Below are 7,209 nucleotides of genomic sequence, written 5' to 3' on the forward strand. Positions count from 1 at the left end.
AATCAACTTGCGGCAAGCCAGCACAAAAGCTTCCCCATTGCTCGGGTCCAGCATGGCCGCACCGATTTGTTGCGGTGTGAGGTGTTGCGCGTTAAGGGCTGAATACTTCTGGAAGATTTGGCCGACCAGCAACGGGTTGCCGCTCTCTTGTGCAATCTTCTGCGTAAAAAAAGGCAGATATTCCGATTTGATGTCTACCGGGTCCAGGCCGGGTGCAAGCACGCTTTGGTTAAAGCCTGTCAGCACGGCACTAAGACCGATGAAATTATCCATATCACTGCTCATGGCTCTTCTCCTTTATGGATTACTGCGCACGTTGGAGCAGGTAAGTGAAGTCCGAGAAGTTCCCCGTAGTGCTGGTAGCATTGTTGTGGCATGCCATGCAGCTGCTGGACGTCTGTTTGACACGACCTTGGATGTAAGACTCCAAGGTCGTGTTGGCGAGGAACGACGGAGCAGGCACGCCCGTAGGATCGATTTTGCTTTTGGCATCTGTCGGCCATTGCGTACTGACCAACTCATAATTGACCCAAACCGAACCAGGCACCGCGGCTGCCAGCGCCTGGTGATAGGCCTCGTTGAGTTGCTGCGCCTCAGGGGTGATGGGAATCACGCGCTCCACTTGAGACGGCTTAGTGTAGGAAGTGCCCGGATTCCAGGGGCGCGGCGGTGGTTGGTTGATCTTGCAATCTTTACAATGCGGATCAAAGAAGTTGTAGGCCGTAAGCGTTGGCTTTTCCCCCATGGTTGGAACGTTGTCCACATGTTCAAACGTGGACCAAATCCACTGGGGTTCGTCCGCGGTCTTGTGCGCGATATGAAAGCCGACAAGGCCGACTTGCTCAAGCACGCACGAAGGCTTTACGCCTGCGTGCTCTTGTGGGTCGTCATAGACCAGCGCGTAGTTGGTGTAGAACTTCGATGGGTCGTACTTCCCACCCATCTTTACCCATGCTGTCTTGATCATGATGGAACCAACTTGCTGGGTCGACGCTTGGCTGGAAGGAAAGTTGGCATCGGCGTTGAACGCTTTTTGCCCATCTTTCGAGTAGAGCTTGTAGGTGACGATGTAGTTGAACATCGCGTAATTAGTCATGATTGAAAAGCGCGCGTATTGGCCGTTTTGGTCGATCAAGGGGCCGGTCTTGAATGGCTCGCCGCTTTCATCGAGCACGTTGGGTGTTTTTCCAACTTGCGTCAGCAGCATCGTTCCAGCTGGAAGATGTTTGGCATCGATGTTCTTGCAAACCGGAGGAAGAGGGCTCTCTTCACCCCATTTCGCGGGTGTTGCACCCCCTGGAAGGAAAATCGTGCGGCTCTCTCGATAACTCTCCCACACGACGGGGGCGTTGGTTGCCTGGCCGATAGTGAGGTTTATATTGGGCGAGCCATCGGGATTGGCTGGCCAGTTCAAAGCAACAAACGATTGCCAGGAAAATACGTCGAAGTCATGCTGCAACGAGGCGAGCGTTGGCTTGGACCCCGTGACGGTGATTTCCAACGGGATTTGCGGCGTCAACACCGGCAAAGGTGGCGGTGCGGTCGAGGGCCCATCGGCAGCAACGAGCACTTGTGCCATTGGAAAAAGCGAGATTCCGCAGAGCAGCGCCCAAGCGAAGTATTTCCCTTGAGCACGAGAGAACGGGTATTGGGTTTTCATCGCTATCGTCCTTGTCCATGAGTGGTTTGGCAAAACCGTGGGACGTTTCGGGCACACAAGGAAAGTCGCCACGCATAGCGTTAGCCAGTCTTAGGGCGAAGCGTGCGGAATACTCACAGACAAAAAGCACTCGGTCTCAGACGACGTCGACGTGCCGCAAGGACACTCATGCCATTGCACGTTTTCCCCTGTTCCGGCGGGCAGTACTGCCGCGCCGTGTAAAAGTAAATGCCTCGGTCCGTCAATTTGGCGTGAACGAGCGCTGATGAGATATCTCTTCGCCCTTAGGGCTGCTGGCCCATGGTCCACCTTCGTACGTGCGGCGGCCTTGAGGTATTCAACGTAACGTGTCGCTTCCTTCCTTGCACCTTCCGGCATGGCCTTGAGCGTCCCACGCTTGGCGGCGATGTACCCGTACTTCACCTTGGATGCGCTGACGCGCTTGTCTACACCCGTGTAGCCGGCATCCGCCGAAATGCTCAATGGCTCGTCATCCCGGCGAAAGCCGGACGAAGTGCGAAGCACGGAGAACGTCCGAAGGGGTGAGCGAAGCGAATTACCCAGCGACTTGAAGATCGCGAAAGTCACTGAAAACCAGGCGTTCGCCGGGGCGACGACTCGGTAGCGTTGAATCTGCAGGCAAGAATTTCGCTTTGCGATGATGCGTGAACATTTAAAAAGCAGAGCCCATGTATCCCTCCCCCGCAAGCAGGGGAGGGAAGTCAATGCCTCCATCAGTTCGACGAAGTGCCGTAAATGACGCCGCGCGCGGCACTGGTACCCAGATACACCGTACCGAACGTGCGGGGATCGCCAATCACGTGCGTGACGCCACCCCATTGATGTTGCGCATCGTTGATTTGCACCCAGGTTGCGCCGGCATCGGTGGAGCGGAACAGGCCGGTCACGCCGTTTACCGTGCCGGCGAGGTAGATCGCCGGGTAGTACGTGCCGGATGCCGCCTTGCCGAAACCGATCGACGTTGCAGCACTGATGGTCGATGCATCGACCTGACTCCAGCTCCAGCCGGAGCTCGTGCTGCGATACAGGCCGTTGGGCGTTGCCAGCCAGATATCGCCTTGCACGCCGGTTACCGTCGATGCCTGGCTGCTCTGCCACGATGCTAGTACCGGCAGGCCGGACGTGGTCGATGCATACCAGGTCATGCCTTTATCCGAACTGCTGAAGAACGTGCCGGTAGCCTGGTTCCACGCATAGAACAGATTGCCGTTGTAGCCATCCGACAATACCTGCGCACCGGTCGGCAGGTTCGCGCTGCCGCTGCTGGTGGGATAGGTGAGGGTTTTCCACGTGTTGCCCTGATCGGTCGATACGACCGGCGCGACATCGCTCGGCGCCCACACGATGGTGTTGCCATCGGCGGAAATCGCCACTGTGCCGCCACCGTTGGTGGAGCCGGCCTGGTTGGGGAAGCCGGTCCAGGTGGAGCCGCCGTCGTGGGAGATCGAACCGAACGAAGTAAGCGTGCTGTTGCCGTGCTGAAGAATGCGCACGATCGTCGACGGCGAGCTCTTGGCAAAGTCCAGCCCGGTGCCGATGCTGTCGCCACACGTCGGATTGTTGGGCTGCGACTGCGGTACCGTGGTCAGGCTGGTGTGCACGAAACCGCACACGTCACCGAGCCCGCTGATCAAGGGCGGGCCGGCGGTGGGCGACAGCAATGTGATCACCGCCGTTTCCTCGATGCCGCTGGCGCCCACGCTCCAGTGCGTGGCTTGTCCGGCATCGGCGGAGGTGAGATCGGAAGTGGCCCAGATGCCGCCACCCGTACCGTACATGGCATGCGCCGAATTGAAGGGGTCGATCACCACTTCGCCCCAGTTGCCAAAACCGGCCTGCGTCTGACCGGGCTGCACGATCCATGGCGACAGGCTCGAATCGCGCACCGCATTCGCACCGACGTCCGTCCAGGTCGAACCGGCATTGGTGCTGCGGTACATGGTGTCGCTCGGCCACCAGTGATCCATCGTCATCACCACCAGTGTGCCGGGCTTTTCCGGATCGAGCGCCAGGCCGCTGTAACCGGACGGATAGTTGTACGGATCGGTCGGCGTGATGTTCTGCCAGGTGTTGAGGCCAATGCTGTACTTCCATACCTGGCCTGCAGTCATGCCATTGGGACCAATGGCATTGCCATAGGTGATGTAGAGATTGCCATCAGGACCGATCAGCCCGCGCTGCGGCATCATGCCCGCGGCAGGGCCACCGGACACTGGCGCCCACGTGGCGCCGCCATCCGTGCTCTTGTACAGCGACGATGCCGCCGTGCTGGTGGATACGCCGGCAAAGATGGTCTTGGTCGGCGAGCCTGCACCGCTCGATGGCTGATAGAACGCGATGAACGCCACACCCGCGCCGGTGCCGTCGCTGGATAGCGCAGTGAAGCTGCTCACGCGATTCCACGTGCTGCCGCTATCGGTGCTGGTCCACAAGCCGTTGGTGCTCGCTTGATCGGCATCGTTGCGCGTGCCGTAGAACAGGATCGAGCCCTTGTTCGGATCCACTTGCAAACGCTCGCCCACGTTGCGTCCGTCCATATTGCCGCCAACCTTGAAGTTGAGCGGATGCGCGGTGAAATGCGCGCCCTGGTCGGACGACACCAGTATCGCGCCATTGCTGCCCCACGATTGCGTGTACAAACCGCCCACCAGATAAAGCATGTTCGGGTTGCTCGGATCGATCGCCACGCTTTCGATGCCGGTCCAATTGGCATCGGCCGGCGACACCCAGTCAGTCAACGGCACCCATTGCGCGGTGGTGGCGTTGTAGCGGTACGCGCCGCCCACGTCGGTGCGCGCGTAGAACAGGCCTTGCTGTTTCGGATGCGCGATGATGCCGTCGACGTAACCGCCGGCGACGATGCGCACGTTGTTCCAGGTGTAGGACGGTGTGCCTTGCGCAAGCGTCGCCATGGGCGATAGCGAAAGCGCGGCCAGCGTGCTGCACATCAATCCACGGGCGATGGCCCGCTGCAAGCGTGTCTTCATGTTCCCCTCCAGGTTTTGCATATTGGACTCGTTGCGGTGTATCGCCGCCGCTGGTCCATCAGCGCATCACTGCAGGAAGGCGATGCATCGCGCCGTTGTTGCGTGACAAAAACGTGGTGTTTTCTTGAACGGCACTTCGTTTGACTACTGCGACGCCGACGACTTTGGGTCGCCGGAGACTCTCACCTCGGCATCCCAGCTTTTGCCGGAATGGCGAATGTCTGACTTCTTGCAAGAAAAGCGCGCTTCTCGTCTGGCGGATTTCGGTTTTCGCGAAAGCGTTGATGTATTCCATCAACGCCCTTGCCGCACCTGCCACCTCACGCCTGGCGCAGCACTCTATCGCTCGCCGTCAGGTGTGGCATTGCGAAGAACGCAAGAGACATTTGCGAAAATTGAAGTTGCGTAGCAGCAATTTCGTTGCGAAATGTGAGTGTTTTGCGTTGACACGCAAAGCTGCAGCGCGTGAAGTGGCCAATTTGCGATTCACATCGCACTTCTGTGGCCGATTCGCCCCACTACCGATATCGATTCGGATATCTGAAGCATCCAATTTTTCATGGGTGTCCGATTCACTGCGCGGCGCACGTGAAAACACACACTGGTTCTCAAGAATGATCGCGCGGCCTCAAATGACATGGAGTTGTCCTGATGAAACATGCACAACGGCTGACGCTTTGAGCATCATGCGCAAAATTTTAAGCGCTCGTGATCATCTTTCAGTGGTCGTCGTCGTCGCGAGATATCCGCGATGCATAAGGTGTCATGTGGTTCATGGATAGCGGCTTCCAGCGATGATGCAAAGCCGGGGTCAGAATAGACTTTTCGGAAAGTGCACTCTGGCCCCTGAGGTTTGGTGCTCTGAGGTTTGCCTGAGGTTTGGTGCTTGGTTAGCGGCCCGGCGTGTGGCGACGAAAATCCCCTGACCAGTCCATCCGCGCCGATCGGAACTCCGCCATCAGGTCATTCGGCGAGTGCGGGTGGATCAGGATCTCCCCGCCAACCAGTTCATCGCAAAAGCGTCCCCCCTGAGGTGTCTCAATGGCGTAGCGGCTGGTGTGCGGATCTCCGTGCACGAGGTGGGCGCGCAAGACGCACATGTGAGGCTCGTGCACCCGTGCCACCAGACGATGGGGCTCGAACCGGATGTCGGTGTAAACCCCATGTGGGCCTCGGGCGTGGAGGACCCCGCCGAACAGGTGAGGTGGCGTGTGCGCGGAGCACAGGGCAATGGAAGTGGTTCCAAGCAGCAGCAATGCGGCCCAAGCTCTGCGCCGAAACGGTCTGGCGACCGCTGGGCCAGCGGGGGAAACAGCTGCTTGGGCAACCTGGGTCAGCGCGGTGTCGGGTGGTGTGTCCATCGGAAATCAGGGTGTCTCGAAATCGGCGGACAATTAAAGCATCCGAGCGTCGCACGCGCTGAGACCTGGACAGCAACGAAAAAGCCCCGGCAGGGCCGGGGCTTTGGAAAAGTCATCATCCCTGATGATGCCCCACTCGTCGGATCGCAGCCTCCTTGCTGCACCTGACATCCGTGCCACCCGCCGAAACGTCGGCGAGGACTCACGGGGCATGGCGCTATTCTCTTTCAGCACGCGGGACCGGGCTATCAGGTGTCATCGCGTTGTGTTGTAGGCGAATTCCTACATACGGGAATCCGTCGCCCGTCACCGCGCACACGGCGGCTATCGCCCGCGCTTGGTCTTTGCCGCCTGCCCACCAAGCGCCCATGGACGGGCATTCGATCGGGCGGTGCTGCTTGTAACCTCGTCAGGGATACCTGTTAGGACGAGACCGCTGTGTCAGCGGCTTCGCCGCTGCCGCCTTACCAGATCCGCGGTGGTGAGAAACATGAGCTTCCAGTCCTCCGACGGATCGACTGCACCTTCTTCCGACGTCGACGGCATGCCGAGCTCTATCGCACGAACCAATCCGTTGTGCTCGATCACATCCCACAACGCGGCCAAGGCGGCCTGCCGCGTGGGCACCCAAAAGATCGCCGGCGTGTTGTTCCGTCGGCGGGTGTTCTTCATTGACTGACGCAAGCGCCAGGCACCGTGATCGAAAACCAAGCGCAATTGCATCGCGGAGGGAACCTGCACGGCCTCGCGCCATCCGATGAATCCGCCCATGGGCAGTAGGGCGCCATGGCAATGGAATCGCGGTTGCCGCCAGCGCGCGTTGATTACGTCGGCAGCTTTCGCCGGCGTTTTCATGTCGGCGGGATCTCGTGACAGATGGTTCCAGGCGTCGAGCGCCAACGCCGCGCGTAGTGCTCGGAGTTGGGGGGAGGCATTAGGCTTCCACAGCAGCAGGTCACGTCGTCCGCGCCCTTGCCGGCATGCCTTGCAGGTCAGCACGGCGGCATCTGGGCGTTGCGGTCCACCGGCCACCAGCGGAATCACCGCATCGACGTCGGGGGCGTTTCCTGCATCTTGTCCGCAGTAGGCACAAAGCCCGTCGAACCGCTTCATGGCGGCGGCCAGCCACCATCCCGGTAAGCGAGGCGATGGAAAGCGAGCGGCTTCGATGGCCCGGACA

The 7,209-nt window shown here is 59.5% G+C and carries 4 protein-coding genes and 1 pseudogene; 1 reads left to right on the forward strand and 4 read right to left on the reverse strand.

The features are described from left to right. The 3 genes and pseudogenes from VMA74_RS05430 to VMA74_RS05440 all read right to left on the reverse strand — a co-directional run. Positions 1-285 (reverse strand): annotated as a pseudogene (locus VMA74_RS05430) (hypothetical protein); the annotation flags it as partial. A gap of 19 nt (positions 286-304) precedes the next feature. Further along, positions 305-1,660: a hypothetical protein gene (locus tag VMA74_RS05435; RefSeq protein ID WP_325365575.1), complete on the reverse strand. Its 1,356-nt coding sequence runs from the start codon at positions 1,658-1,660 to the stop codon at positions 305-307. A gap of 734 nt (positions 1,661-2,394) precedes the next feature. Next, positions 2,395-4,668: a hypothetical protein gene (locus VMA74_RS05440; RefSeq protein ID WP_325365577.1), complete on the reverse strand. Its 2,274-nt coding sequence runs from the start codon at positions 4,666-4,668 to the stop codon at positions 2,395-2,397. 217 nt (positions 4,669-4,885) lie between these two features. On the opposite strand from VMA74_RS05440, the gene VMA74_RS05445 reads away from it, so the two are divergent. Further along, on the forward strand, positions 4,886-5,077 hold the full coding sequence (locus VMA74_RS05445) for a hypothetical protein (RefSeq protein WP_325365579.1): 192 nt from the start codon (positions 4,886-4,888) through the stop codon (positions 5,075-5,077). Between the two features lie 1,393 nt (positions 5,078-6,470). Here VMA74_RS05445 and VMA74_RS05450 read toward each other — a convergent pair. Further along, on the reverse strand, positions 6,471-7,209 hold a 739-nt coding region (locus VMA74_RS05450; protein ID WP_325365581.1), incomplete at its 5' end, for an HNH endonuclease.

Source organism: Dyella sp. (assembly GCF_035508675.1).
Taxonomy (GTDB): Bacteria; Pseudomonadota; Gammaproteobacteria; order Xanthomonadales; family Rhodanobacteraceae; genus Dyella_B.

What these genes read in the sequence shown, in the direction of transcription:
- VMA74_RS05445 (WP_325365579.1), top strand. Translation starts at nt 4,886, where the DNA reads ATGTCTGACTTCTTGCAAGAAAAGCGCGCTTCTCGTCTGGCGGATTTC.
- VMA74_RS05440 (WP_325365577.1), bottom strand. Translation starts at nt 4,668, where the DNA reads ATGAAGACACGCTTGCAGCGGGCCATCGCCCGTGGATTGATGTGCAGC.
- VMA74_RS05435 (WP_325365575.1), bottom strand. Translation starts at nt 1,660, where the DNA reads ATGAAAACCCAATACCCGTTCTCTCGTGCTCAAGGGAAATACTTCGCT.